This is a genomic window from Paraburkholderia domus, assembly GCF_905220705.1.
Taxonomy (GTDB): domain Bacteria; phylum Pseudomonadota; class Gammaproteobacteria; order Burkholderiales; family Burkholderiaceae; genus Paraburkholderia; species Paraburkholderia domus.
In genome coordinates, this window is the sequence record NZ_CAJNAT010000006.1 from 290,776 (window position 1) to 314,240 (window position 23,465).

Consider the following 23,465-nt stretch of genomic DNA (forward strand, 5'->3'; position numbering starts at 1 on the left):
CCGGACTGCGGTCCGATCATCGAGGCGTCTGCCGCCCTGCGCGACAGACGCCTTTTTGCTGCTTGAAAACAGCTTGCGCGCTCTTTACACTCCAATGCCATTGCTGCGGGCGGCACGGTTTTTTCTCAGTCACGCTGAGGCGCGCTCACGCACATCTACGCTGAGACGCCGTACCACGCGACATTTTTCGCCGGCTGGAGATTCGAATGGCACCAGCGTCAAGGAGCCTCAACACGCGCGCAGTCGTGGCGGCTGTGATCGGCAATGCGCTCGAATGGTACGACTTCACCGTGTTCGGTTTCCTCACGGTGGTGATCGCACAATTGTTCTTTCCGGCAGGCAACGACTATTCGTCGATGCTGCTAACCACCGCAACCTTCGGCGTCGCGTTTGTCATGCGGCCGATCGGCGGCATCGTACTGGGACTCTACGCGGATCGCGCGGGACGCAAGGCGGCGCTGTCGCTCGTGATCGCGCTGATGACGCTCGGCATTCTGATGCTGGCGATTGCCCCACCGTATTCGGCGATCGGCATCGGCGCGCCTGTAATGATTGTGCTCGGGCGTTTGCTGCAAGGCTTTTCCGCCGGCGGTGAATTCGGCAGTTCCACTGCATTGCTGATCGAAGCGGCGCCGTTCTCGAAGCGTGGCTTCTACGGCAGCTGGCAGATGGCGAGTCAGGCAGCGGCGCTTCTGCTCGGCGCTGTGGTTGGTGCGTTAATTACGCATGGCCTTTCGCCCGAGGCGCTGAAGTCATGGGGTTGGCGTGTACCGTTCATTCTGGGCTTGATCATCGGGCCGATCGGCTTTTATATGCGCCGGCATCTCTCCGATTCGGAAGCCTTTCTGCTCGCGCAAAAAACGGCGCGACGCGCGACGCTCGGCGAAGTGTTCACGAGCCATAGCCGCGACGTGCTGTGCGGACTCGGCGCGGTGATCGCGCTCACCGTGACGATCTACGTGCTGATCAGTTATCTGCCGACCTTCGCGGTCAAGCAACTGAAGCTGCCGTATGCACAATCCTTTTACGCCGTGATCGTCGGCAATCTGCTGTTGACCGTGCTTTCGCCGCTGACGGGCGCATGGTCGGACAGGATCGGGCGCAAGGGGCTTTCGCTGTGGTCGCTGGTACTGACGCTGGTGATCATCTACCCGCTCTTCGCGTGGCTCGCGGCGGAGCCGAGCGTATCGAAACTGATTCTCGTGCAGTCGCTTCTGTCGATTACGCTGTCCGGCTATTACGGACCGTTCGGCGCGTTGATCGCCGAACTGTTCCCGGCTAACGTGCGCTCGATTGGTTTATCGCTCGCGTACAACGTCGCGGTGATACTGTTCGGCGGCTTCGGGCCTTTCGTCGTGACGTGGCTCATCAACACCACGGGTTCGCCGCTCGCGCCGACTTACTACGTGATGGGCGGACTGGCACTGTCGATCGTTGCGGTGGCGTGCATCCCCGGCAAGCGCCATGCGGATCTCGATGCGCAGCGCAAACCGGCTTGAGCATCTGGTCGAGCGGCAGCCAGCGCTGATTCGTCGGTCGTTGCCTGCGCCTCTGCCTGAGTAGACGCCCGAGTCGGCTCGGCGGGCGCCCTTCGTCTAACTGCGTGCCGGGATCAACGGCGGCCGTTTGTCGAACCATGGCCGCGCCGCTTCGAGTTGCGCGGCCAGTCGCAACAGCGTTGCTTCACCGCCGTTACGCGTGGCGAACTGCACCCCGACAGGCAGCCCGCGTGCGTTCCAGTAGAGCGGCACCGACATCGCCGGTTGCCCGCTCAAATTGAACAACTCCGTGCACCCCGCCCAAGAGAACGCCTTGTTCGACGCTTCGGTCAGCAGCTTCTTCACCAAAGGCTCGAGCGGCATGGCGGTGACGGCGCGCATCTGCATGCGCTCCGCGGACGTCGGCTGCATTTCGCCGATCTTGATCGGTGAGCCGGCGAGCGTCGCGCACAGGAGCACGTCGTAACGGTTCAGCAAATCGGTGAGGCGTTCGGTAATGCGGCGCTGTTCTTCGAGCGCGCCTGGCAGGCCGCGCTCGCCGAGTTTGCGGCCAACGTGCGCCATTGCCCACGTCGAGATTTCGAATTCGTCGCGGAGCGGTTTGCGGCCGGTAACGCGATCGGCGTGCAGCACCATTTCTTCCGCCGTCACCGACCAGAGCATCAGGAACGCATGGCGGACCGCCGCGAAATCGATGCCGAGCGAAACCGGTTCGATGTTATGGCCTAGCGAACTGGCGAGTTGCGCGGCGTCGTCGAGTGCGGCGCGCGAGTCGGCGGAGAGCGAGGGCGCCAGCATCGGATCGGTGACGTAGGCAATGTTCAACGGCTTGCAGGGCTCGCGGCTTGCGCCGAGGAACGTGCCCGGCGCGCCGAGCGGCCGGTCAGCGTTGCCTGCCAGCAGATCGAGCAGCAACGCACTGTCGCGCACGCTGCGCGATACCGCGTGATCGATGCCGAGTTCGCCGGCCGCGGCGGTCGGCGTCGCGCGCGGCACACGTCCGCGGGAAGGCTTGAGGCCGAACAGTCCGCAACATGAAGCGGGAATGCGAATCGAGCCGCCGCCATCCGATGCATGCGCGAGCGGCACGATGCCCGCGGCGACCGCCGCGGCCGCACCGCCGCTTGAGCCGCCAGGCGTGTGGTCGAGATTCCACGGATTGCGGCACGCGCCAAACAATTCGGGCTCCGTATAAGGCATCTGGCCGAGCTCGGAGGTGCTGGTCTTGGCGAAGATATTGAGGCCGGCTGCTTTCGCGAGCGCGACGACCGGTGCATCCTGGTTAGGGATGAAGTGCCGATAGTGACGGCTGCCCATCGCCATGCGCAGCCCGGCGACTGCCGCGCCCAGATCCTTGATCAGATAGGGCACGCCCGCGAGCGCCGCTTGCGCGCTTCTATCATCCGTCTGGTTCGCGCCGTTCGCTCTGCTCGCGTCATCTTGCGAGGCACGCTGACGCGCTGCGTCGTAATCCTTCAGGACGATCGCATTGATGGCGGGATTGACGGCCTCGGTGCGGGAGATCGCGATGTCCAGCAACTCGCGCGCGCTTGCTTCGCGGCTTCGAACCAGTTCGGCGAGGCCGATGGCGTCATGGGCGAGATAGTCTGATTGCACGGCGGTGGGGGCCTCGCTATCGAGTGTTGGATCTGCCAGTTACAGCCGCGCGTTACAGCCGTTCACCGAGGAAGGTCAGCGTGCGTCCATGCGCCAGCGCTGCGGCGGGCTGGTTATACGACGCGCGGTCCGAGCAGTTGAAGCCGTGATCGGCGTTCGGATAAATGTTGAATTCCGCATCGGTGCGGCCGGCGAAGCGCTCCTGAATCTGGCCGACAGCCGACAGCGGAATATGCGCGTCGAGTTCGCCGTAGTGGAATTGCATCGGCACTTTGATCTTCGCGGCCTGCTCGAGCTTGTTCTGAATGCCGCCGCCATAGTACGCAACCGCGCCGTCGAGCGTGCCTTGCGCGGCTGCCAGATACGCGAGCTGACCGCCGAAGCAGAAGCCGATCGCCGCAACTTTGCCGGTCACCTCGGGCATCGCGCGCAGCGCAGCGGCGGCTGCGCCAATATCGGCCACCGCCAGGTCGACATTGGTCTTTTGCATCAGTTCGATGCCCTTCTCGCGATCCGCTCCGTCATACGTCAATTCGACGCGCGGCTGCACACGCCAGAACACGTCCGGCGCGAGTGCGACGTAGCCGTCCTGCGCGTACTGATCCGCGACCGAGCGGATATGGCTGTTCACGCCAAAGATCTCCTGAATGATGATGACGGCCGGTCCCTTGCCGCCTTTGGGCAGCGCCAGATAGCCGCCGAAACTGTCGTTGCCTGCGGGAATGTCGATCCAGCGGGAAGTCGTGCTCATGTTGCTCTCCATTTACCCGTGTGTTGATGCGCGGGGTCAGTCTGAATGAATGCCGGAGGCCTGAATGCCTGAAGCGGGCGGTCAGTTTGCCATCAAAAGAAACGCCTTGCAGCGAGGTCACGCGCGGGCTGAAAACGCCCGTAGCGCGGCGCTAATCTCGTAAGGCGATTGAAACATTCTCGATTATTCATTTTCCCGCGCGCGCAGGGCTCGGTACAGTCCAGAGTCAAGGCATCGCCGATGCCGCAGCCACATTGTCGGAGAGGGAATCGATCATGAGCGAAGGCAGTTTTGTGACGCCGTTTGCGGCGCGTTTCGAATTGCGGGTGCCGGTCGTGCAGGCGCCGATGGCCGGCGGCGCAACGACGCCGGCGCTGGTCGCCGCGGTCTCGAATGCCGGCGGCCTCGGTTTTCTGGCGGCGGCAGCGTTGTCGCCCGAGAAGATCGCGAGCGAAGTCGCGGCGATTCGCGCGCTGACGGATCGCCCCTTCGGCGTGAATCTGTTTGTACTGGAGCCGGCCGCGCCGGACGAGGCCACTGTGCGCTCCGCGCTCGAAGCAATCGATCCATTGCGCACGGACCTCGGTTTGCCGCCGGGCCAGCCGCTCGACCGCTATGCGCCGGATTTCCGCGCGCAACTGGAGACGCTGATTGAATTGCGCGTGCCGGTGGCGAGCTTCACGTTCGGACTGCTCTCTGCCGCCGACGTCGCCCGTCTGCATGCAAACGGCCTATATGTAATAGGAACCGCGACTCATGTTGCCGAGGGTATCGCCTGGCGCGACGCGGGCGCCGATGCAATCGCCGCACAAGGCGCGGAGGCGGGCGCGCATCGCGGCACCTTCATCGGTGAATTCGAAGAGGCGCTGGTCGGCACGATGGCGCTCGTGCCGCAACTCGTCGATGCGACCGGTCTGCCGGTGCTGGCCGCCGGCGGCATCATGGACGGACGCGGTATCGTCGCGGCGCTCGCGCTCGGCGCGCAAGCCGCGGTGATGGGCACCGCGTTCCTCACCTGTCTGGAGAGTGCGATACCGCAGGCATGGAAAACCCGAGTGCGTTCGATGTCGGACACGTCGACTTCCGTGACGCGCGCGATCACCGGCCGTCATGCGCGCGGCATACGCAATCCGTTGATGCAACGCTTGAGCGAGTCGGCGCATAAGGTCGCGCCGTATCCGACGCAAAACGCCTTGACTCAAGAACTGCGTCAAACCGCGAGCCGCGCGGATAACGGCGACTATCTGTCTCTATGGTCAGGCCAGGGCGCGCCGCTTGGCCGCAAGCGCCGGGAAGGCCTCGGCGCGGCAGAACTGGTCGGGCAACTCGAGCAGGAGTGGCACGCTGCGGCAGCACGCATCGCCGCGCCCAAACGTTGATTCAGTCTGAATCAGGCGCGCCTCGCAGTGACCCGCGACGCGCCTCGTCTTTAAGCGCAAAGCCTATTTGAACCATTAACGGTTTAACACGCTAAAAGCTTTAGGCTCTCCTGTTAGACGAAACGCTCACCTGGCGGAAACCCGCATGGGCTGGTGCTTTCCAGCCTGTCTATCCAGTCGGAATCGGCCTCTGTTGGATAAACGCTATTAGTGTTCATCCCACTTCCTCAAAAAAGTCCCACAATTTAATTTGATGGCCTACACTTGCGCGCAAGTACGGTTTGCCGCCTGCCACAAACAGGTTGGTGAGGGTGCTGGCCAAGTGCATGAACGATGCAACCGGCGTGGTCGTCCACGGGACTGAGCGACACGTGTAGGGAAGCGGGGGCACAGGGCGATTACGTTGTTTTTGGGACCGAAACTGGAGACTTACATGAACATCAAGATTCAAAAGCTTTTGCCGATCAGCGCTGCGGCCATGTTGTTTGCGTCGTTGGCGACGGGCGCGGTGGCGGACGAGGTCGTCAAGATCGGCCACGTCGCACCGTTGACCGGCGGTATCGCTCACCTGGGTAAAGACAACGAAAACGGCGCGCGCCTGGCAGTTGAAGAAATCAACGCCAAGGGCCTGACGATCGGCGGCCAGAAGATCACGCTGCAACTCGACGCACAAGACGATGCGGCTGACCCGCGTACGGCTACTCAAGTCGCGCAGAAGCTGGTCGACGACAAGGTCGTTGCAGTGGTTGGCCACTTGAACTCGGGTACGTCGATCCCGGCTTCGAAGATCTATAGCGATGCAGGCATCGTGCAGATCTCGCCGTCGGCAACGAACCCGGCCTACACGCAACAAGGTTTCAAGACGACGTACCGCGTCGTGGCGACCGATGCGCAACAAGGTCCGGCACTGGCTAACTACGCATCCAAGACCATGAAGATGAAGAGCGTCGCAATCGTCGACGACTCGACCGCTTATGGCCAGGGTCTCGCCAACGAATTCGAGAAGACCGCTAAGTCGCTCGGCATGAACGTGATGTCGCATGACGCGACGAACGACAAGGCTGTCGACTTCCGCGCAATTCTGACGAAGATCAAGGGCGAAAACCCGGACGCGATCATGTACGGCGGTATGGACGCAACCGGCGGCCCGTTCGCCAAGCAAGCCAAGCAACTCGGCCTGCGCGCCAAGGTTCTGGCAGGCGACGGCGTGTGTACCGACAAGCTGTCGGACCTGGCTGGCGACGCAACCGACAACATCGTCTGCTCGGAAGCTGGTATGGCGCTCGAGAAGATGGCCGGCGGCGCAGCGTTCCTGGCCAAATATCAGAAGCGTTTTGGTCAGCCGATCCAGATCTACGCTCCGTTCACGTATGACGCTGTGTACATCATCGTCGACGCCATGAAGCGTGCGAACTCGACCGATCCGGCGAAGATCCTGGCAGCGATGCCGGGCACGGACTACAAGGGTGTGATCGGTGAAACCACGTTCGACTCGAAGGGTGACCTTCAGCACGGCGTGATCTCGCTGTACAACTACAAGGGCGGCAAGAAGACGCTGCTCGACGTAGTGAAGATGTAAAGACCGCCTGACCGAAGACAGCTTTGTTTGTCTTCGATCAAGTAGTGAAAAGGCACGCGCGCCGCATGGCTCGCGTGCCTTTTCTTTTGGGCATCGGCGTGCGAGGCTGGCGGGTTTGAGAACATTGTTTGGGGGAATGCCGTGACCACTGTGATCCGTTCGATCGATAACGGCTGGCGCCGCTGGATTGCCGAGAATCTGCTGCTCGACGCACCGCCGCCCGCAGTGCAGGGTGCGCTGGTCGGACACGGTTTCGACTCTGCCGAAGCTGTGCGCGAAATCGAGGCAGCACTCGCGAGTCCTTACTTTGAGGGTGCGGCACGGTTGCGCAATCGTTTGCGAAAGCGCGAATGGATATTGTCGGTGTATGGCACGCTCAATCGCATGCGCGCTGGCAGCGGCGTGATTGAAAGACGCGAGCGCTTATCGCGTGACGAATTCTTTGAGCAGTACTACTTTCAGAACCGTCCGGTCATCATCACCGGCGCTTTCGATTTCTGGCCGGCGCGCACGCAGTGGAGTTTCGAATACTTTCGCGAGCGATGCGGCGATTGTGAGGTCGAAGTGCAGTTCGGCCGCGAGTCGGATGCGAATTATGAGATCAATCAGCCGAAGCTCAAGCGCATGATGCGCTTTGGCGATTATGTCGATCTCGTCGAGCGCAGCGGCCCGACTAACGACTTCTACATGACCGCCAATAACACCTCGCACAATCGCGCGGCACTCGCAGCGTTATGGTCCGACGTGCCGGCTATCGGCGAATATCTCGATGCTGGCTCGCCTGATACAGGTTTTTTCTGGATGGGCCCGGCGGGAACGAAGACACCGTTTCACCATGATCTGACCAATAACTTCGTGGCGCAGGTGATCGGCCGCAAACAGATCAAGCTGATTCCGTTGTCCGATACGCCGTATATGGCGAACACGCTGCATTGCTTTTCGCAGGTAGACGGCAGCGCGATCGATTACGAACGCTTCCCGTCTATGCGTCATGCGCATTTGATGGAATGCACGCTCGAGCCCGGTGAATTGCTGTTTCTGCCGATCGGCTGGTGGCATTACGTGGAAGGACTCGATGCATCGGTGACGATGACGTTCACCAATTTTCTGCAACGTAACGACTTCTCGCGTAATTACGTGACGTATCACGAACTGTGATGCGTCGGCGGATGCGCGGGCGCTTTGGATCGTGGCTTTAACGTTCTTGCCACAGTCGTTCTGGATTGGGCCTCTCATACTCCCGCCCGTTGCGGCGATAAAAAAACGGCGAGTCGGTTGACCCGGCTCGCCGCCCCCCTTCGACGCTTTTTTTGCCGCGCCGTTATTTGCCGTCGTTATTCGTATTCGTCACTTCTTCAGCGTCAGACCGCCCAGACCGCCGAGCAAGCCGCCACCGGTTGTGCCGCCCGCCGAGGTCGCGGCACCGCTCAATGTGCCGGTGACCGTGCCCAGTAGACCGGTGATCGGCGCAAGCGGGTTGCTGGTGCCGCTGGTGCCGTTCGAACCCGCCGCTGACCCGAGCGCGCCTGTCAGCGACGACACCGCCGATGTCACCGGAGCCAGCGGATTGCCACCGCTACCCGTCGTACCGCTCAATGCGCCGGTGAGCGAGTTCACCACGCCTGTCAGCGGCGCAAGCGGGCTGCCGCTCGAGCTGCCGCCGATGCCGCCGAGACCGCCGGTCACCGTGCTAAGGACGCTGGTCAGTGGTGCAAGCGGGTTGCTGCCCGAGCCGCCGCCGATGCTACCGAGACTGCCGGTCACCGTGCTGAGGACGCTGGTCAATGGCGCAAGCGGGCTGCCCGAGCCGCTGCCACCGGTCAGGCCGCCGCTCAAGGTGCCGGGCAACGCGGTGAGAATGCTGGTCAACGGCGCGAGCGGCGTGCCGCCCAGCGGATTGCCCGTAGTGCCGCCTGCGCCCGGGTTCAGGATGCCGGTGAGGCCGCCGAGCGGGTTGCCGCTGCTCGAGCCACCTGCGGTCAGCAGGCCACCGGCGGAGGTGACGGTGTCGCCGAGCTTGGTCACGACATTGCCGAGGTTCTGGCCGATCGCGTTGCCGGTCGCACTGCTGACCTGGCTGCCCGCAGCGTCGAGGCCGTGACCGATAGTCGACAGCAGGCCGTTCAGCGGTGAACCGAGGCCGGTCGTATCGCCGACGGTTTGAGTCGTTTGCGCGAGCGTGCTTGTGATCGGCGTGATCGCGGTGCTGAGCGTTTGCGTGACCTGCTGGATCGGGCCGTTCGTCAGCTGCGAGCCCAGTTGCGTGCCAAGGCTGCTGACTGCAGTGCCGACCGTCGAAACGGTGCTGCCGAGCGGCGTCGTCAGCGGACTGAGCGGCGCGGTCGGACCGCTGCCGAGACTGGTCACGAGCTGGCCGGCGCTGTTGACGGCCTGGCCTGCGTCGTAAACCAGGTTGCCGCTGCTTGCTAGTGTCGTGCCGAGCGGGTCGGTGGAATTGCCGAGCTGACCGAGGCCGTTCGCCGCACCTGTGCCGACCGCTGTGACACCGGCACCGAGGTTCGAGACGACGTTGCCGAGCGCGGCGGTAGTGGCCGGATTCGCGCCGGGAACCGGCGTGAGGCCGATCTGGCTGCCGACTGCGGAAACGGTTTGGCCGGCCGCGGCAACCACATTGCCGGTGTTCTGGACGACGACACCGACCGGATTGGCGCTGCTTGGTGTGGGCGTTGGTGTGGGTGTAGGCGTTGGCGTGGGTGTAGGCGTCGGAGTGGGTGTAGGCGTCGGAGTGGGTGTCGGCGTCGGCGTGGGCGTCGGCGTCGGCGTTCCGCTTCCCGAACCAGAGCCCGAGCCGGAACCACTACCCGATCCGCTTGCGATGCCCGGTTTGACTAACGCGCTTCCACAGCCGGTCAGTAAGATCATCGACGTCACGCACATGGCGATCGCCGACAGTTTGAAATTGCGATTCATGGTCTGCTCCCCCGTAATTTGAAAACTGCTGGGGAGCTAACTGCAAGGCCTATGCCATTCGTGTCCGCATGACCAATTCCAATATTAAATGTATACGAATCAACGGGTTGCCATCATTGATGTGAGGCGGTGAACGTGTCGATGCCCTCGATGTGGCGGGGGAACACATCAGCGTGCGGGCCTCGCGTAACGTAACGTAAGGTCGCGTGTTTTCATATGGCGTGACGTCTGCCGATGCAGCAGCAGCGCGCGTCTGCGTCAGATCTTCAAACGCCGCAGCACCTTCGGACCCGCGATCGCGATTAGCGCCGAACACACGGCCACCACGGACAATCCGATCGGCAAGCTGCTCATCTGCGTCACCGCGCCGATGAGTACCGGCCCGAGCAGCAGCCCGAAGTACGCCAGCCCGGCTACGTGCGCGAGTCCTTCGGCCGCGTGAATGCCTTTGACGCTCGCCGCTGCCGCGAACAGCACGGGCATCATGTTCGCGAGTCCGAGACCCATCAGCGTGAAGCCGACGAGGGCGGCGACCGGGTTCGGCAGCAGCAGCGCACCGACCATCCCCGCGCAGGCAAGCGACGCGCTCGCCATCACCAGTTGGGGTGCGCCGAAGCGGGCGCGTACGGCGTCGCCAGCGAAACGCGCTGCTGCCATCCCGCCCGAAAACGCCGCGTAGGCTGCGCTCGCGAGGGCTGGCGTGGACAGCACGACGTCGCGCATGTAGACGGTGGCCCAGTCGTACATCGCGCCTTCGGCGATCAGTGCGACTAGCGCCATTGCGCCCAGCGCCCACAAGGCCGGTGAGCGCCAGCGGTTGGCGCGTGGCGTGGCGGCGTCGGGATGATCTGCATGCGGCACGTGCGGCAGCACCGAAGGGCAGGCCGCGATCAGCACCAGCGCGCTGACTGCCGCCGCCAGCGCAAGATGCACAGCGGGCGCCATGCCACGCGCTAGCAAGGCGCCGCCTACCGCCGCGCCGAACATCCCGCCGACGCTGAACATGCCGTGCAGCGACGACATGATCGGCCTGCCGAGCGCCTTCTCGACAGCGCTGGCTTCCGCGTTCATCGCGACGTCGAGCGTGGCCATGCCGGCGCCGAAGATGGCCAGTACCACCAGCAACATCCAGTAAGCCGGCACGATCAGGATCAGCGCCGCACAGGCCGTCATCACGAGACCGCCCGTCAGGCAGGCGCGACGCGTGCCGACCCGCGCGATCCATGAAGCATTCGCCGCCATCGCGCCGATCGATCCTCCAGCCACGGCCAGCAGCGCGAACGAAAGCAGCGCCGCATTCAGATGGAAGCGGTCGCGCACGGTCGGCACATGCACTCCCCACGACGCGTACATCATGCCGGCGATGAAGAACACCGCCATCGTGGCGATACGGGCGCGCTGCCGTGCGGTGTCGGAGAGATCGCGACGAGCAGCGGGGAGGGCGGCGAATTCGGAAGAGCGGTCGGACACAGAAATCTCGAGGAGGGAGACGCGTAAGAAAGCGCCTTGAAAGCGAATTTCCGATTCTAACGAAGCGCGCTGTCTTATGCTTGGAGCGGATTGATCCACCGCTTATCCATCGAGGGCCGCGCACTTGAACATTCCCGCTCATGCTCCGCTGCATCTGCTGCACAGCGCCGCTATCGGCACGCTCGCTACCCACGCGCGCCAGCCGGAAGGCTTTCCTTATCCTTCAGTGCTGCCGTTCGCACCGGACCCGCAACATCGCCCGATGATCCTCGTGAGCCGGCTCGCCGAGCATACGCACAACCTGCACGCCGACCCGCGCGCCGGCTTTCTGGTGGTCGACGCCCCCGACGGTGACGTGCTGAGCGGCCAGCGCGTGACCTTGCTCGGCACGTTCGAACCGGTCGACTCGACTCCCGAAGTCGTGCAACGCTATCTGCGCTATCACCCCGACGCGGAGCGGTACCTGGTTCTCGGCGATTTCGCGTTCTGGGCAATGAGGCTCGAACGCCTACGCTACATTGGCGGCTTCGGCGCGATGGGCTGGCTCGGCGGCGCCGAACTCGATCCACTGCCGCCACTCGGCTTCGACGAAGAAAACGCGTTGATCACGCACTTCGCTGGTCATTCCACGGGCGCCATGGGACTCCAACTGCTCGGAGTCGATCGATATGGCGCCGATCTGAAGCAGGCAGGTGCGCGCGCCCGTTTCGTCTTCGACGACGTCAAACTCAATACCGAAGCCTTGCATGCGGCGCTTGAAGAATGCATCCAACGCCACGCCAATTAACTTTTGATTGCTGTTTCGGGAAAACACTCATGCGGTAATAGCGGAATGGCGCGCGTGTCGCAATATGCGCTGACGTTTCATGTTGAAGCTCTCATGGCATGAAATGTTGGCGCAGGATTCTCATCTTAAATTTCATTTTTTGATAGTTAATTTAATAATTACTGATGTGCGACCTCGCTTTTCAGCAAAATGCGAAATTATCTATTTGAAAGGATCTGCGTAACATCGCGTTCGAGTGAAATTTTTTGAAACGAATTGGGATTAATTTTACAGCGGCGCTTTTCTAGTCTTTCTATTTTGTGTTAATCTCGCCATCAAATTCCGAGGCATGATCACCTTCAAAGGGCAAGCTGGCTTAAGACTGGCAGTCATTTATCCAAACCACAAGGGAACATATGTCTTCCTACAAGGAACTACTCGCTCAGCGCGAGAAGCTCGAAAAGCAGATCGAAGAAGCAAAGTCGCGTGAATACGCAGAAGTGTTGAATGAGATCAAGCAGAAAATGGCCGATTACGGCATTTCGCTGACTGAACTCGGCGGTGGCCGCGGTGCCAAGGCTGCAAAAGCGGGTCGTCCCCGTGCAGGCGTCGCGCCCAAGTATCGTGACCCGGATAGCGGCAGCACGTGGTCGGGCCGTGGCAAGCCGCCGCGCTGGATCGCAGGTTTGGATCGCGAGAAGTTTCTGATCCAGAAGTAATACAGATCTGGTCAATCACGGGCGCTTATTGCGCCCGCTGTTGCCAGAAAAGAAACCGCGTACCGTGAAGGGCGCGGTTTTTTTATTGCCTCGGCGAATCGTTGTGACTCTTTGTCACACGCGCTCCATGAAACCGGAACGCGAATGCTTTTCGTTTAGATAAGCACCTGATTTAAAAGGTTTTTTTGTGGTCTCTTCAGCGCGTTTCGAGATGCGCCGGGTAGAATGCAGGCATTGAACTTTTCACTTCGTTTCAGAGATGCCTTCCACCGCCGCCATCCAGTCCGCCGCGAAACATAGCGTCGCACGCAAAAGTACCTTTGTCAGTATTGCGCTCAATACGGTGCTGATGGCGCTGCAAATCGTCATCGGGGTGTTTGCGCATTCGCAGGCGCTGGTCGCCGACGGCGTCCATTCGCTAGCCGATCTGATTTCCGATTTTGTCGTGCTAATCGCCAATCGGCACAGCGGCGCCAAGCCCGACGCGGATCACAATTACGGACACAGCCGCTATGAAACGGTTGCTTCATTATTTCTGGGTGCGCTGCTGATTGTGGTTGGTGTCGGTATGTTGTGGCGCGCCGGGACACGTCTCGCCGATTTGCAAAGCATCCCCGCCGTGCATCTGAGCGCGCTCGCGGTCGCGGTGCTGGTGCTGATTTCCAAAGAGAGCCTGTTTCGCTACATGCTGCGCGAAGCCCAGCGTGTGCGTTCAGCGATGTTGATTGCGAACGCATGGCACGCGCGCTCGGATGCCGCTTCGTCCTTGGTGGTCGCGATCGGCATTGTCGGCAGCCTCGCTGGCGTGCGTCTGCTCGATCCGATCGCCGCGGCAATTGTCGGTTTCATGGTGGCGCGCATGGGCTGGACGTTCGGCTGGGACGCACTGCAGGATCTTTCCGACCGCGCGCTCGACGAAGCCGCTTCCGCCGATATGCGCGCGCTGTTGCTCGCGACGCCCGGCGTGCGAGACGTGCATGAAATGCGCACCCGCAAGACGGGTGATTTCGCTCTCGTCGACGCGCACATTCTGGTCGACCCGATGATTTCGGTATCGGAAGGGCACTACATCGCTGAATCGGCGCGCCTACGTGTGCTGACCGACAACCGCGTGCTCGACGCGCTGATCCATGTCGACCCGGAGAACGATGCGGTTGCGCGCCCGACCGTCAATCTGCCGACCCGGGAACGGGTAGTCGCCGAAGTCAACGCGGCGCTCGCCGCGGGCGGCGTGAAGGCCGCGGCGGTCAATATTCACTACTTGAGCACGGGGCTGAATGTCGAAGTGATTTTGCCGGCGCCGGGTTCGCGCACAGTCGAAGGCGACGCACCGTGTCTTGATCGAGTCGATCTCGACGCCCTCAGGCGCAACCTGGGTGCCAGCAAGCTGGGCGTGCTGCAGGGGGTGGACGCAGTGCCGGGCGAAAGCGGCGTCTCGACGGAGGCAGGGTCCGGCGAGGCTATCGCCTCCGCCAAGGCTGCGGAATCGCATAGCGCCACCTGAGACTGACGTCATGCGTGCCGAGCCGCCCAGAGCGATCGAGCGCTGGCCTCACGGCCTCATAGCGGCAATTGCGTATCGAATTTGATCTCGCGCAGCACGACGCTCGTGCGAACTTGCGCGACGGCGGGAATCTTGAAAATGCGTTCGTGCAGAAAGCTGTCGTACGCCTTGATGTCCGGCGCGACGATCTTGAGGATGTAGTCGGATTCGCCAGTCGTGCTGTAGCACTCGGTGACCTCCGGACAGGTGGCGATTTCCCGCTCGAACTGTTCGACCCCGCCCTCGGTATGGCGTGTGAGATGGATATGCGCGAGCGCACACACATGCAAGCCCAGTTTTTCACGATCCAGCAACGCCGTGTAGCGCTGGATCACCCCCGATTGCTCCATGTCCTTGATGCGCCGCCAGCATGGGGTGCTCGACAGCCCGACCTGGTCGGAAATCTCTTGCACGGACCGGCGTGCGTCGAGCTGCAGCAGGCGCAGGATTTTTTGAGAGAAGGTATCGAGTGTCAACTGCGCCTCCGTGTGCGTCGCCGTATCAACGCATGGTAGAGGGCTCGAAAACGAAACGCAATGTAAAACGGCTCCGGCGAGGGAGATTACCTAATTTGCTGGTTCCTCAGCGGTGTTTTGTCCTGAGTCGTCCCCATCTTTAACGCCCGCCAGGGTGGCCGCCTGGACTGCGCGCAGGTCCTTGAGCATATTGCAGAAGAGCGCGCCCTGTTCGATCGCGTCGTCCAGCGCGACATGCGTATGCGGATGTTCGTCGAACCAGTGCTTCGGGAAGCGTGGCTTGATGTTCTTGCGGTACGGCAGGCCGGTCAGTGCGAAGGCCAGCGTCTTGATGTCGAGCGCCGACCACGAAAACGGGCAGCGGCCGACAAATCGCATCATGTACCAGAACATATAGGTGAAGTCGAAACCGGCCGGCATCGCCACGAACACTGGCTTGCCCGGCAATGCTTCGACCCATTCGACATAGGCCGTCAGCGCCGCCAGCGGATCCTGCAGATCCTTGCGGCAGGCTTCCCATGCTTCCGGCTGCGTTTTCCACCATGCTTCCTGCACCGGATGCGGCTTGGCGCCGTCGAGCAATTCGAGATTCGCCGAAAAGGTGGCGATCAGTTGCTTGTCTTCCGTGTACGCGGCGGAGGCGAAACTGAGCATCGAATGCGGGCCGGGAATCGGGCCGTCTGCTTCGACGTCGGTGCTCACATAGATTTCGCTGCTCATGCTTCTACTCCGTCGGCGACGTACGGATTGGTGCGGCGCTCGGCGCCAAACGTCGAGGTGGGACCGTGGCCCGGAACGAAGGTGACGTCGTCGCCGAGCGGCCAGAGTTTTTCGCGGATCGAGCGCACCAGGTCCGCGTGATTACCGTGCGGAAAGTCCGTGCGGCCGATCGAGCCGGCGAACAGCACGTCGCCCACCAGCGCGAGCCGATGCGCGCGGCTGAAGAACACCACGTGGCCCGGCGTGTGTCCGGGGCAATGATAGACCTCGAGGGTCTCGTCGCCGAATTGCACGGATTCGCCGTCTTGCAGCCAACGGTCCGGTTCGAATGCCTCGGCTGCAGGAAAGCCGAAGCGCGTGCTTTGATCCGGCAGCTTGTCGAGCCAGAAGCTTTCGTCGGGATGCGGGCCTTCGATCGGCACGCCGTAGTGCGTGGCGAGCGTTTTCGCCCCGGCACAATGATCGATGTGGCCATGCGTGAGGAACACTTTTTCAACCGTCACCTTCTGGCGCGCGATCTCACCCTGGATGACATCCAGGTCGCCGCCCGGATCGACGACGGCCGCGCGTCCGGTTGCCTCGCAAACGAGTAGCGAGCTGTTCTGCTGGAACGGCGTGACGGGGATCAAGGTGACTTTCATGGATGAGGGCGCCGCTGGAAAAACGTTGATTGTACCGGCGTCTCGTCGACGCTCGTCGAGGGCGCTGAGGCGCCGTCGCAGCGGGATTTCGGCTGCCCATTTTTGCAGCAGGAGTGAAAATTCATCAAGGTTTTCAGTCGCTTGCCATCCCAAAATTTTGTTTTGGGTATAATGGCCTCCATGCACAAGGAATTGTGCATGCCACAAGGCGATGCGTCCCCATCAAAAATGGGCACGCGGATTGCCACTCAAGTATGGGCTGTCGTGCTTTATCGGCGGCCATCAGGTATCGATGCGTTCGATGCACACGTCTTACCCAGCCAGGCGCCGCGCGCCTGCAACGGACTTGAATGCCGTGACGCTGGGTGGGGCCTACGCCGCTGTTCCTGCGCGCTGAGTTCCGCGCGCAAGAACGTGTTTGCCACGTTCGATGGCGGCATGTGGGGTCTGGTCAGGCTGCCGGGGACAGGTTGCGCCAGACGTGAAAATTAACCGTGCGGTAGCGGCTGAATGAGCCGCATCCGGGCTTTGACGTACTGCGCTCTTCTGCGCGGCGCGTTGTCGTCCATTGCCGCCGGAGTCGCAGGCAACACGCTCAACTTTTCGCGTGATGCGGCTCGACAATTTGATTGCACGTCTTATGAAAACTCGGTTATCCCGTGGTCTGGGGACTCTTTTTGCCTTTTTTGCACTGGCCGGCTGCGCCACGCCTCCGGGCGCGAGCACTTCCGCAAGCGATGCACCGCTTAGCACGAAGAATGCGCAGGCAGGCTCCTTCGGCCCGCAAGCTTTTGGTAGCGCACCGGCCTCCGATGCAGCCACCAAGGGCACGCCGCTGGCCGATGCCAAGCCGCTTTCTGACGATGGTTCCGGCGTTTCGGACTTTCATCAGACCGGTCGCGCTTCGTGGTACGGTCGCGCCTTCCATGGCCGCCTCACCGCCAACGGCGAACGTTTTGACATGCACTCGCTGACCGCAGCGCATCGTACATTGCCGCTCGGCTCGTATGTTCGCGTGACCAATCCGGCCACCTCGCTGTCCGTGGTCGTGCGCATCAACGACCGCGGCCCGTATGCGCGCGGTCGGATCATTGACCTGTCGATGGCCGCCGCAAGCGCGCTCCACATGCGCCATGCAGGCACGGCGCGGGTCGAGATCGAAGGTTTGACGCAGCAGGAAGCACGTGCTGAGATGAATCAAACACTGGCGTCGAACTAAGGGTCGAGTGCAGAGAAGTAATGTAGTGGCCGCGGACGCGTCGCAAGCGCGTTCGTGACGCCGGGCTGCACGGCGGCAATTCATGCCGTGTCTGCCAAAAGACGAAGGGCCGCATCGCGCGGCCCTTTTCGTTTGCCTTACCCGTCCGCTTATTCTTCCTCGTCTTTCTTCAGCTCCAAAGCGCGCGTGTAGAGCGCGTTGCGCGACGCCCCGGTGAGGGTCGCCGCGAGTTTTGCGGCGCTGCTCACCGTCAACTCTTCCAGCAGGATGCCCAGCAACGCGTCGTGATCGTGTTCGCCTGCGGTTTCCGGCTGCGCGCCTTCCACCACGAGCACGAACTCACCGCGTTGCCGGTTCGGATCGGCAGCGAGCCACGTTGGCCCTTCGGCCAGGGTGCCGCGGTGCAGCGCTTCATGTAACTTTGTCAATTCCCGTGCGATCAGCAGCTTGCGCTCGCCGCCGAATGCGTCGGCCAGCGCTTGCACCGTTTCAACGATCCGGTGCGGCGCTTCGTAGAACACCATCGCGTGCGGATGGCTCGCGAGCGGCTGCAGTGCAGCGGCGCGTGCTTTTGCCTTGGGTGGCAGAAAGCCGAGGAACGAGAATGTCGCGACCCAGTCGCCGGCCGCGCTCAACGCGGTGGCGAGCGCGCTTGCGCCGGGCAGCGGAATAACCGGGAAACCGGCTTCGCGCACGGCGTCGACGAGTTTCGCGCCGGGATCCGAGATGCCGGGCGTGCCCGCATCGGACACGTAGGCCACGCGTTCGCCCGCTTGCAGATGTTCGATCAGGCGCAGCGCCGCAGCCCGCTCGTTATGCTGATGAACCGCGACGAGCGGTTTCGAGATGCCGTAGCGCGCGAGCAATTGGCCTGTGTTGCGGGTGTCTTCGGCGGCGATCCGGTCCACGAGTCCAAGCACATGCAATGCGCGCAGCGTGACGTCGGCGATGTTGCCGATCGGCGTGGCGACCACATACAGCGCGGCGGCGGGGTACTGCTGCCCTTGCGCGAGTTCGGAGAGAGGAGTCATGAGGCAGAAGACGCAGACAGACAGAACGAGGCCGCCATTGTGCCACCCAATCCACCCGCACAACTTTTCGAGACCAACCGGGTCCAAACTCGTCGGCGCTGCTTTCGAGGCGCGTGCGATGGAATTTTTGCAGCGGCAGCGTTTGCGTTTCGTCGCGCGCAATGTGCTGTGCCGGGGCGGCGAGATCGATCTGGTGATGCGCGACCGTGACGGCACGCTGGTGTTCGTCGAAGTTCGCGCGCGGGCGCAGCAGCATTACGGCGGCGCGGCAGCGAGCATCGGGTGGCAAAAGAAGCAGCGGATCGTGCGTGCCGCACGGCATTATCTGGCAACCCGCAGCAGGCGTTCGCATGACGAGCCCGCGTGCCGTTTCGACGTGATCGCGTTCGAAGCGGGCCGGCTCGTGTGGCTGCGCGATGCATTTCGCGCCGACGAAGTCTGATGTCGTGCGCGGAGAACGTACGTGAGTGCGATAAACTTGCGCTCGCGTGCGGGCCTCGTGGACGACGCCGGCATACAGGAAGCAGCGAGGAAGCAGCGCATTTCGCGATGGTTTTTCGCATGCGCACTGCGTTGCCGGCACGGTCCATCAGAGCGGCACGACTTCGCAATACGACTTCACAACACGGCCGCACACTGCGGTCCATTCGCGGTAGAAAATAGAGACTCGATGTCAGTCGAACGCATTCAACAACACTTCCGCGATAGCGCGGCAGTCAAACTAGAAGCCCTCGAGACCCTGTCGATGCCAATCGCCGCGGCGATCGACACGATGTTCGCTGCGCTTGCCAACGGCAGTCGCATTCTTGCGTGCGGCAACGGCGGCTCGGCGGCCGACGCGCAGCATTTTGCGGCTGAACTGATCGGCCGCTTCGAGCGTGAGCGCCCGGGCTTGCCGGCGATCGCACTGACCACCGACACGTCCGTGCTCACCGCCATCGCAAACGACTACTCATTCGAACAGATTTTTTCGAAACAGGTGTGGGCCCTCGGCCAGCCGGGCGATGTGCTGCTGGCCATCACCACGTCCGGCAATTCCGCCAATGTACTGGCCGCGATCGAGGCCGCGCATGAGCGCGAAATGATCGTGGTTGCGCTGACCGGCAAGGGCGGCGGCCGCATGCAGGAAGTGCTGAGCGATACCGATATCCATATTTGTGTGCCGTCCGATCGCACCGCGCGTATTCAGGAAGTGCATTTGCTGACCATCCATTGTCTGTGCGACGGCATCGATGCCATGTTGCTGGGCGAAGACTGAGATTGATTCCGAAGGAGAGCTAGTTGATGAGCGTATTCCGCGTCAAGAAGACACTGGTGAGAACCGTGCTGGTGGTCGGGTTCGCGGCGGGACTTTCCGCGACGTTGCAGGGTTGCTTTCTTGCCGTCGCCGGCGCGGCGGGCGGCAGCGCGCTGGTGGCAACCGACCGGCGCACGCTCGGCGCGCAGACCGAGGATCGCGAGTTGCAGGTGAAGGCACTGTCGCAGATCAGCCAGAACTTGCCCGACAACGCGCACGTCAACGTGGCGGTGTTCAACCGCCGCGTGCTGCTGACCGGTGAAGTGGCGGGGGACGTGTCGAAGCAGCGCGCGGAGACCATCGTGCGTGGTTTGAACAACGTCAACACGATCGTCAACGAACTGGCGATCATGCCGGCGAGCTCATTCTCGTCGCGCACCAATGATACGTACTTGGAAACGCGCGTGAAGACCGCGCTGATCGCCGAGAAGAACATCTCTGCGAACAACTTCAAGGTCGTGGCTGAGCGTGGCTCGGTGTACCTGATGGGTCTTGTCACGATGGACGAAGGCAATCGCGGCGCCGACGTCGCGAGCCGCGTGCCGGGCGTCACGCAGGTCGTGAAAGTGTTCCAGTACATTCAGCCGCAGGAAGCGGCTGCGGCAGCTGCTGCAGCGGCGACGGCACCGGCAGCCGCTTCGCAGCCGGATGCGAGCGCTCCGACCGTCGGTGCGATTCCCGATTCTTCGGTGAGCTCGCGTCCGCTTGATCAGCAGGCACCGGCGCCGGTCAGTAATTCGAACTCGGTGCATCCGGGCAATCCGAAGGCGACGACGCCATGAAGCGGGGCGTTGCTCTCGTTGCCGCAATATTGACGGTTAGCGCGTTGGCAGGTGCTTTTGCATCTTCAGCGCGTGCGGCCGATACGCCGCGTGGTCAGGTCGTCGCCAACTCGAACGCCTGCATGGGATGTCACGCGGTGGACCGCAAACTGGTCGGCCCGTCGTTCCAGCAGATCGCTACGAAGTACAAGGGCGATGCGCAAGCGCCGGCAAAATTGGCGCGCAAGGTGAAGGAGGGTGGCTCCGGCGTATGGGGCGTGATTCCGATGCCGGCGCATCAATCGATGAGTGATGCTGATATCCGCACGGTGGTGGATTGGGTGCTGGCTGGCGCGCCATCCAAGTGATGTTTTGCCAGTCGTTTTGCCTCCGGGTTTTACCACCCCAGGGGCTTGGCAAAACGCAAAATGCCTGTGCTAGAATTATTTGCACGTTGGGGGGGTAGCTCAGCTGGGAGAGCGTCGCGTTCGCAATGCGAAGGTCGGGAGTTCGATCCTCCTCCTCTCCACCAGGAACAAGTCCAAGGTAGTCCACGAAAGTCCAGAAACCCCGCAGCCAGCAAGGCTCGCGGGGTTTTTTGTGGCCTATAATGTCCGGTACGATCCACTGACATCCGGGGGTATGCAGGGGTACTTTCAGGGGTATCCGGCATGCCGCCAGAGGGTGATACCCCCAATGGCCCTTACCGACACCGCTATCCGGAACACCAAATCTAGCGAGAAGCCGCTCAAGCTGTTCGACGGCGGCGGTCTGTTCCTGCTCGTCGCTCCAACGGGTGGCAAGCTCTGGCGCCTCAAATACCGGTACGGTGGCAAGGAAAAGCTGCTGGCGCTTGGCGCCTACCCCGCCGTGAGCTTGAAGGATGCCAGGGAGCGGCGCGACGATGCACGTAGGCTCTTGGCGCAGGACGTCGATCCCGGTGAAAACCGCAAGGCCCGGAAAGCCGCGACACTGGCCAGTGCGGCCAATTCTTTCGAGGTCATCGCCCGCGAGTGGTTTGCCAAGTACGCACCCAACTGGGCGGAGAGCCACGCCAGCAAGGTCGTTCAGCGACTGGAAAAGGATGTCTTTCCCTGGCTGGGGGCGCGGCCCATAGCGGAAATCGCTGCCCCCGAACTGCTGACGGTCCTGCGCCGGATTGAGGACCGGGGCGCACTCGACACCGCCCTTCGGGCAAAGCAAAACTGCGGGCAGGTTTTCCGGTACGCCGTGGCGACGGGGCGGGCAGAGCGTGATCCTTCAGGTGACCTGCGCGGGGCGCTCGCGCCCGTCAAACATGAAAACTTCGCGGCCATCACCGATCCACCCCAGGTCGCCGAACTCCTGCGTGCTATCGATGCGTTCAGGGGGACATTCGTCGTCAAATGCGCCTTGCAGGTCGCGCCCATGCTCTTTGTGCGGCCCGGCGAACTTCGCGCGGCGGAGTGGGTTGCCTTTGATCTCGACAAAGCGGAATGGCGCTATCTGGTCACCAAGACCAAGACGGAACATCTTGTCCCGCTGCCGGTGCAGGCGGTGGCGCTCCTGCGGGAACTGTATGCCCTGACCGGACAGCGGCGCTACGTGTTCCCTGGCCGCGATCCGCATAAGCCGATGAGCGGGGCGGCGGTCAATGCCGCCTTGCGGCGTCTCGGCTATGACACCAGGACCGAGATCACCGGGCACGGCTTCCGGGCAATGGCGCGCACGATTCTGCATGAGGAACTTCACTTCAAACCGGAAGTGATCGAGCACCAGCTTGCACACAAGGTGCCCGATGCCTTGGGCGCGGCCTATAACCGCACGAGATTCCTGAGCGAGCGTCGGGTCATGATGCAGCAGTGGGCCGACTACCTCGACCGGCTCAAGGCTGGCGCGAGGCTTGTCGCGGGAAAGTCTGGGTCAGCAGGATAAAAAAATGGCTGAACCCGGCTACACACCTCCCTAAAACGCCCACCTCGATACCCCTCGAATCGCTGCTTTGCCTGCTGACGCGTACCCGAGCACATCGCAGACATCGCAGACATCGCAGACATCGCAGACATCGCAGACATCGCAGACATCGCAGACATCGCAGACATCGGCCGCTATATAATTAGTAGTACAATCCATCGACGTCCAGTGCGGTGCGATCAACAAAGCGCGTCTGGGTCCGCGAGTTGAAAGCGACCCATCGCGGCGGCGGCAAAATCGAGCGTGCGTCGCCTATCGAAACGACGGGAGATGGAGCAACTGTGGGCGGACTATCGGGATTCGGTTGATGGTGTCACGTAGGTAATATTGTTCCGCGAGCACGCGGCTTGGCGTTTCTTGATCCGTGCCCCGACGGGGTGAAAAATCGGGGTGCCCCTGCCCGACTGGTGCGGTTTCTGATTCAAGGGGTGCGGGCAAAGGAGGCAAGATGACGACTGCGAGAGCTAAATATGTCGGGGATGGTGCTGGAAAGAAAACACGAGCCTTTTCCGAGAGCCTCAAACAGAATCTTCGCATTTTTTACCCTCAGCAAAACGCTGTGGACTGCCCTGTATTCGGTCACCCCGCCGACGCCTTCGCAAATGAAGTGCTCGCTCAAGCCCACCGATCGGTTTCCGAATTGATGTTTCATGAACTCGACCTCACGAAAGCGGAGATTCTCGCGGAGTACACGGATTTGCTAAATTTGCTGACGAAAGCAAATCGCAAGTTGCGTTCTCTCTCGGTTGATTTAAGCAAACTCTTCGAAATCGATACGGACCCGCTCGAAGTTGCGGACAAAATTTCAAGATTGATCGACCACGTTAAGCGTGCAGAACCAACAATAAACGGACTGCCCACCAAACCCAAGACCAGCGAAATACAGCACGAAGTGGCGGTAGAAATGGCGATCAACGTCCTTCGCGTCGCCAATAAATATGGGATCAAGGTTGTCGCCACTTACGATGCGAACTTTGGCTATACCAGCGATGCGGTGAAAATTCTTAAAGCGATTGGCGATGACATTGGATTTCGTTTCAGCGAGGTGACGTGGAAGAATATCGTCATCCAAGCAAAAAAGAACGCGATTGATATCCGGTAGCGACAAACGCC

Annotated in this window: 22 protein-coding genes and 1 tRNA gene; 15 read left to right on the forward strand and 8 right to left on the reverse strand. The window is 61.8% G+C overall.

Annotated features, from left to right (window positions below; translation table 11 throughout):
* The first annotated feature begins 206 nt into the window (after positions 1-206).
* Positions 207-1,499 (forward strand): MFS transporter, encoded by a 1,293-nt coding sequence (locus KHO31_RS14630; RefSeq protein ID WP_211623608.1) that lies wholly within the window; start codon positions 207-209, stop codon positions 1,497-1,499.
* A 96-nt stretch (positions 1,500-1,595) separates the two neighbouring features.
* On the opposite strand, the gene KHO31_RS14635 is transcribed toward KHO31_RS14630, so the two are convergent.
* Positions 1,596-3,116, reverse strand: a complete 1,521-nt coding sequence (locus KHO31_RS14635; RefSeq protein WP_201071974.1) for an amidase — start codon at positions 3,114-3,116, stop codon at positions 1,596-1,598.
* A 52-nt stretch (positions 3,117-3,168) separates the two neighbouring features.
* Positions 3,169-3,867 (reverse strand): dienelactone hydrolase family protein, encoded by a 699-nt coding sequence (locus KHO31_RS14640; protein WP_201085904.1) that lies wholly within the window; start codon positions 3,865-3,867, stop codon positions 3,169-3,171.
* Between the two features lie 275 nt (positions 3,868-4,142).
* On the opposite strand from KHO31_RS14640, the gene KHO31_RS14645 reads away from it, so the two are divergent.
* The 3 genes from KHO31_RS14645 (at position 4,143) to KHO31_RS14655 (ending at position 7,983) form a co-directional block, all read left to right on the forward strand.
* Positions 4,143-5,246: an NAD(P)H-dependent flavin oxidoreductase gene (locus KHO31_RS14645; protein WP_201071979.1), complete on the forward strand. Its 1,104-nt coding sequence runs from the start codon at positions 4,143-4,145 to the stop codon at positions 5,244-5,246.
* Positions 5,247-5,679: 433 nt separating this feature from the next.
* Positions 5,680-6,825 (forward strand): branched-chain amino acid ABC transporter substrate-binding protein, encoded by a 1,146-nt coding sequence (locus KHO31_RS14650; protein ID WP_201071981.1) that lies wholly within the window; start codon positions 5,680-5,682, stop codon positions 6,823-6,825.
* Between the two features lie 141 nt (positions 6,826-6,966).
* The gene (locus KHO31_RS14655; protein WP_211623610.1) at positions 6,967-7,983 is read left to right on the forward strand and encodes a cupin-like domain-containing protein; all 1,017 of its coding nucleotides are present in this window, start codon (positions 6,967-6,969) and stop codon (positions 7,981-7,983) included.
* A gap of 189 nt (positions 7,984-8,172) precedes the next feature.
* Here KHO31_RS14655 and KHO31_RS14660 read toward each other — a convergent pair whose 3' ends face one another.
* Positions 8,173-9,756 carry a collagen-like triple helix repeat-containing protein gene (locus tag KHO31_RS14660; RefSeq protein ID WP_211623612.1) on the reverse strand — a complete coding sequence of 528 codons (1,584 nt, stop codon included), beginning with the start codon at positions 9,754-9,756 and terminating at the stop codon, positions 8,173-8,175.
* Between the two features lie 258 nt (positions 9,757-10,014).
* Positions 10,015-11,226, reverse strand: a complete 1,212-nt coding sequence (locus KHO31_RS14665) for an MFS transporter (protein WP_211623614.1) — start codon at positions 11,224-11,226, stop codon at positions 10,015-10,017.
* A 124-nt stretch (positions 11,227-11,350) separates the two neighbouring features.
* Between KHO31_RS14665 and KHO31_RS14670 the strand changes: the two genes are divergently transcribed.
* The 3 genes from KHO31_RS14670 to KHO31_RS14680 all read left to right on the forward strand — a co-directional run bounded on the left by KHO31_RS14670 (position 11,351) and on the right by KHO31_RS14680 (position 14,215).
* A complete protein-coding gene (locus tag KHO31_RS14670; protein ID WP_201140018.1) occupies positions 11,351-12,013 on the forward strand; it encodes a HugZ family pyridoxamine 5'-phosphate oxidase in 663 nt (220 codons plus the stop codon).
* A 395-nt stretch (positions 12,014-12,408) separates the two neighbouring features.
* Complete coding sequence (locus KHO31_RS14675; protein ID WP_054037926.1) at positions 12,409-12,711, forward strand: H-NS histone family protein; 303 nt, start codon at positions 12,409-12,411, stop codon at positions 12,709-12,711.
* Between the two features lie 259 nt (positions 12,712-12,970).
* Positions 12,971-14,215: a cation diffusion facilitator family transporter gene (locus KHO31_RS14680; RefSeq protein WP_201071992.1), complete on the forward strand. Its 1,245-nt coding sequence runs from the start codon at positions 12,971-12,973 to the stop codon at positions 14,213-14,215.
* 56 nt (positions 14,216-14,271) lie between these two features.
* On the opposite strand, the gene KHO31_RS14685 is transcribed toward KHO31_RS14680, so the two are convergent.
* The 3 genes from KHO31_RS14685 to KHO31_RS14695 form a co-directional block, all read right to left on the reverse strand.
* On the reverse strand, positions 14,272-14,730 hold the full coding sequence (locus KHO31_RS14685) for an Lrp/AsnC family transcriptional regulator (RefSeq protein ID WP_012431468.1): 459 nt from the start codon (positions 14,728-14,730) through the stop codon (positions 14,272-14,274).
* Positions 14,731-14,820: 90 nt separating this feature from the next.
* Positions 14,821-15,450 (reverse strand): 3'-5' exonuclease family protein, encoded by a 630-nt coding sequence (locus tag KHO31_RS14690; protein WP_201071994.1) that lies wholly within the window; start codon positions 15,448-15,450, stop codon positions 14,821-14,823.
* Positions 15,447-16,091: an MBL fold metallo-hydrolase gene (locus tag KHO31_RS14695; RefSeq protein WP_201071996.1), complete on the reverse strand. Its 645-nt coding sequence runs from the start codon at positions 16,089-16,091 to the stop codon at positions 15,447-15,449. Before KHO31_RS14695 ends, KHO31_RS14690 begins: the two co-directional genes overlap by 4 nt.
* Before the next feature lie 640 nt (positions 16,092-16,731).
* Here KHO31_RS14695 and KHO31_RS14700 point away from each other — a divergent pair.
* The gene (locus tag KHO31_RS14700; RefSeq protein ID WP_407945940.1) at positions 16,732-17,310 is read left to right on the forward strand and encodes a septal ring lytic transglycosylase RlpA family protein; all 579 of its coding nucleotides are present in this window, start codon (positions 16,732-16,734) and stop codon (positions 17,308-17,310) included.
* A 149-nt stretch (positions 17,311-17,459) separates the two neighbouring features.
* On the opposite strand, the gene rsmI is transcribed toward KHO31_RS14700, so the two are convergent.
* On the reverse strand, positions 17,460-18,341 hold the full coding sequence (gene rsmI / locus KHO31_RS14705; protein ID WP_201072001.1) for a 16S rRNA (cytidine(1402)-2'-O)-methyltransferase: 882 nt from the start codon (positions 18,339-18,341) through the stop codon (positions 17,460-17,462).
* On the opposite strand from rsmI, the gene KHO31_RS14710 reads away from it, so the two are divergent.
* From KHO31_RS14710 to KHO31_RS14740, 7 genes are all read left to right on the forward strand, one after another.
* Entirely contained in the window at positions 18,340-18,783 is a 444-nt protein-coding gene (locus KHO31_RS14710; protein ID WP_201072004.1) for a YraN family protein, read from the forward strand. The two genes, rsmI and KHO31_RS14710, sit on opposite strands and share 2 nt — an antisense overlap.
* Positions 18,784-19,011: 228 nt before the next feature.
* On the forward strand, positions 19,012-19,599 hold the full coding sequence (locus KHO31_RS14715; RefSeq protein ID WP_201072007.1) for a phosphoheptose isomerase: 588 nt from the start codon (positions 19,012-19,014) through the stop codon (positions 19,597-19,599).
* Positions 19,600-19,625: 26 nt separating this feature from the next.
* The gene (locus tag KHO31_RS14720; RefSeq protein WP_201072010.1) at positions 19,626-20,420 is read left to right on the forward strand and encodes a BON domain-containing protein; all 795 of its coding nucleotides are present in this window, start codon (positions 19,626-19,628) and stop codon (positions 20,418-20,420) included.
* Positions 20,417-20,767 (forward strand): c-type cytochrome, encoded by a 351-nt coding sequence (locus KHO31_RS14725; protein ID WP_201072013.1) that lies wholly within the window; start codon positions 20,417-20,419, stop codon positions 20,765-20,767. The genes KHO31_RS14720 and KHO31_RS14725 overlap by 4 nt, the downstream gene beginning before the upstream one ends.
* An 88-nt stretch (positions 20,768-20,855) precedes the next feature.
* Positions 20,856-20,931 (forward strand) — tRNA-Ala (locus tag KHO31_RS14730).
* A gap of 164 nt (positions 20,932-21,095) precedes the next feature.
* Positions 21,096-22,313: a tyrosine-type recombinase/integrase gene (locus KHO31_RS14735; RefSeq protein WP_211623615.1), complete on the forward strand. Its 1,218-nt coding sequence runs from the start codon at positions 21,096-21,098 to the stop codon at positions 22,311-22,313.
* Between the two features lie 487 nt (positions 22,314-22,800).
* Positions 22,801-23,454, forward strand: coding sequence for a hypothetical protein (locus KHO31_RS14740; protein ID WP_211623616.1), 654 nt, complete (start codon positions 22,801-22,803; stop codon positions 23,452-23,454).
* The last annotated feature ends 11 nt before the right edge of the window (positions 23,455-23,465 follow it).

Coding starts and splice junctions, on each gene's coding strand:
- KHO31_RS14680 (WP_201071992.1), top strand. CDS start 12,971: ATGCCTTCCACCGCCGCCATCCAGTCCGCCGCGAAACATAGCGTCGCA.
- KHO31_RS14675 (WP_054037926.1), top strand. CDS start 12,409: ATGTCTTCCTACAAGGAACTACTCGCTCAGCGCGAGAAGCTCGAAAAG.
- KHO31_RS14715 (WP_201072007.1), top strand. CDS start 19,012: ATGTCAGTCGAACGCATTCAACAACACTTCCGCGATAGCGCGGCAGTC.
- KHO31_RS14700 (WP_407945940.1), top strand. CDS start 16,732: ATGAAAACTCGGTTATCCCGTGGTCTGGGGACTCTTTTTGCCTTTTTT.
- KHO31_RS14720 (WP_201072010.1), top strand. CDS start 19,626: ATGAGCGTATTCCGCGTCAAGAAGACACTGGTGAGAACCGTGCTGGTG.
- KHO31_RS14630 (WP_211623608.1), top strand. CDS start 207: ATGGCACCAGCGTCAAGGAGCCTCAACACGCGCGCAGTCGTGGCGGCT.
- KHO31_RS14695 (WP_201071996.1), bottom strand. CDS start 16,091: ATGAAAGTCACCTTGATCCCCGTCACGCCGTTCCAGCAGAACAGCTCG.
- rsmI (WP_201072001.1), bottom strand. CDS start 18,341: ATGACTCCTCTCTCCGAACTCGCGCAAGGGCAGCAGTACCCCGCCGCC.
- KHO31_RS14650 (WP_201071981.1), top strand. CDS start 5,680: ATGAACATCAAGATTCAAAAGCTTTTGCCGATCAGCGCTGCGGCCATG.
- KHO31_RS14645 (WP_201071979.1), top strand. CDS start 4,143: ATGAGCGAAGGCAGTTTTGTGACGCCGTTTGCGGCGCGTTTCGAATTG.
- KHO31_RS14660 (WP_211623612.1), bottom strand. CDS start 9,756: ATGAATCGCAATTTCAAACTGTCGGCGATCGCCATGTGCGTGACGTCG.
- KHO31_RS14640 (WP_201085904.1), bottom strand. CDS start 3,867: ATGAGCACGACTTCCCGCTGGATCGACATTCCCGCAGGCAACGACAGT.
- KHO31_RS14725 (WP_201072013.1), top strand. CDS start 20,417: ATGAAGCGGGGCGTTGCTCTCGTTGCCGCAATATTGACGGTTAGCGCG.
- KHO31_RS14710 (WP_201072004.1), top strand. CDS start 18,340: ATGAGGCAGAAGACGCAGACAGACAGAACGAGGCCGCCATTGTGCCAC.
- KHO31_RS14740 (WP_211623616.1), top strand. CDS start 22,801: ATGACGACTGCGAGAGCTAAATATGTCGGGGATGGTGCTGGAAAGAAA.
- KHO31_RS14735 (WP_211623615.1), top strand. CDS start 21,096: ATGGCCCTTACCGACACCGCTATCCGGAACACCAAATCTAGCGAGAAG.
- KHO31_RS14690 (WP_201071994.1), bottom strand. CDS start 15,450: ATGAGCAGCGAAATCTATGTGAGCACCGACGTCGAAGCAGACGGCCCG.